The following is a 2,285-nucleotide window of genomic DNA, read 5'->3' on the forward strand; positions in this document are numbered from 1 at the left end:
CCGGCACCCCGGGCGGTCAAGGTGGCCAACCGACTTCCCGCGCTGCGCCGCGCCGTCGCTTACGGGGTGGCGATCGGCCCGCTGCCCGAACACGCACCGACCTGGGCACGGCGCTGACGGCGCCGGCGACAGCAAACCCGGCGAACAATCGGCACGAGTAGACGGGGGGCACCCCGGCGGTCGATGATGTCCGCATGGTTCTGCAGCACACGCAGCCGGCTGACGACGCGCCCCCGGCACTGCCGAAGAACGACACCCAGTCGCCGCTGACGGTGACGGCGCCGGTGCCGTATGCGGGCGGCGGGTCGCTGCGGAACCCGTTCCCGCCGATCGCCGACTACGCGTTCCTGTCGGACTGCGAGAACACCTGCCTGATCTCCTCGGCGGGCTCGGTGGAGTGGCTCTGCGTCCCCCGTCCCGACTCGCCCAGCGTGTTCGGTTCGATCCTGGACCGCGGCGCCGGCCACTTCCGGCTCGGCCCCTACGGCGTCTCGGTGCCCGCCGCGCGTCGCTACCTGCCGGGAAGCCTGATCCTGGAGACCACCTGGCAGACGCACACCGGCTGGGTCATCGTGCGGGACACGCTGGTGATGGGCCCGTGGCACGACATCGATGCGCGGTCGCGCACCCATCGCCGCACGCCGATGGACTGGGACGCCGAGCACATCCTGCTCCGCACCGTGAAATGCGTCAGCGGCACCGTCGAGTTGGTGATGAACTGCGAGCCGTCGTTCGACTACCACCGCAACAACGCCAGCTGGGAGTACTCGGCGCAGGCCTACGGCGAGGCGATCGCCCGCGCCACCAAGAACCCGGACTCGCACCCGACGCTGCGGCTGACCACCAATCTGCGCATCGGCCTCGAGGGCCGCGAGGCCCGCGCGCGGACGCGGCTGAAGGAGGGCGACAACGTCTTCGTGGCGCTGAGCTGGTCGAAGCACCCCGCCCCGCAGACCTACGAGGAAGCTGCCGACAAGATGTGGCAGACCAGTGAGGCGTGGCGGCAGTGGATCAACATCGGTGACTTCCCCGACCATCCGTGGCGGGCCTACCTTCAGCGCAGCGCACTGACCCTGAAGGGGCTGACGTATTCGCCGACGGGCGCACTGCTGGCGGCCAGCACCACGTCGCTGCCGGAAACGCCTCAGGGCGAACGCAACTGGGATTACCGCTACGCGTGGGTGCGCGACTCGACGTTCGCCCTGTGGGGGCTCTACACGCTGGGACTGGACCGCGAGGCCGACGACTTCTTCGCGTTCATCGCCGACGTGTCGGGGGCCAACAACGGCGAGCGCCATCCGCTGCAGGTGATGTACGCCGTCGGCGGCGAGCGCAGCCTCGTCGAGGAGGAGCTCAACCACCTCTCGGGCTATGACAACGCGCGGCCGGTGCGCATCGGCAACGGCGCGTACAACCAGATGCAGCACGACATCTGGGGGACGATGCTGGATTCGGTGTATCTGCACGCAAAGTCGCGCGAGCAGATCCCGCCGACGCTGTGGCCCGTGCTGAAGAATCAGGTCGAGGAGGCCATCAAGCACTGGCGCGAACCCGACCGCGGCATCTGGGAGGTGCGCGGCGAGCCGCAGCACTTCACCTCCAGCAAGATCATGTGCTGGGTGGCGCTCGACCGCGGGTCGAAACTCGCCGAACTGCAGGGCGAGAAGAGCTACGCCCAGCAGTGGCGGACGATCGCCGAGGAGATCAAGGCCGACATCCTCAAGGACGGCGTCGACGACCGTGGCGTGCTCACCCAGCGCTACGGCGACAACGCGCTGGATGCGTCGCTGCTACTCGCGCCGCTGGTGCGGTTCCTTCCGCCGGACGACCCGCGGGTGCGTGCGACGGTGCTCGCGATCGCCGACGAGCTGACCGAGGAGGGCCTGGTGCTGCGGTACCGGGTGGAGGAGACCGACGACGGCCTCACCGGCGAGGAGGGCACCTTCACCATCTGCTCGTTCTGGCTGGTGTCGGCGCTGGTCGAGATCGGCGAGGTGAGCCGGGCCAAGCACCTGTGCGAGCGGCTGCTGTCCTTCGCCAGTCCGCTGCATCTGTACGCCGAGGAGATCGAGCCGCGGACCGGCCGCCACCTGGGCAACTTCCCGCAGGCGTTCACCCACCTGGCGCTGATCAACGCGGTGGTGCACGTCATCCGCGCCGAGGAGGAGGCGGACAGCTCCGGGGTGTTCGTGCCGGCCAACGCCCCGATGTAGTCGCACCGCGTTCCGCCGACTTGTCGGCCTGTTGCCTCATGTCAAGATGCGCGCGTAGGGGGGTTCGTTGCC

1 protein-coding gene is annotated in these 2,285 nt (G+C 69.2%); it reads left to right on the forward strand.

Going from position 1 to position 2,285, the window contains the following annotated elements; translation table 11 throughout:
- The first annotated feature begins 194 nt into the window (after positions 1-194).
- Positions 195-2,213: a glycoside hydrolase family 15 protein gene (locus tag Q2100_RS30975; RefSeq protein WP_302917085.1), complete on the forward strand. Its 2,019-nt coding sequence runs from the start codon at positions 195-197 to the stop codon at positions 2,211-2,213.
- The last annotated feature ends 72 nt before the right edge of the window (positions 2,214-2,285 follow it).

The sequence above is a fragment of the Mycolicibacterium arseniciresistens genome (assembly GCF_030519285.1).
Lineage (GTDB): Bacteria > Actinomycetota > Actinomycetes > Mycobacteriales > Mycobacteriaceae > Mycobacterium > Mycobacterium arseniciresistens.

Excerpts from the sequence above, each read along its gene's own strand:
- Q2100_RS30975 (WP_302917085.1), top strand. The coding sequence starts at position 195 with ATGGTTCTGCAGCACACGCAGCCGGCTGACGACGCGCCCCCGGCACTG.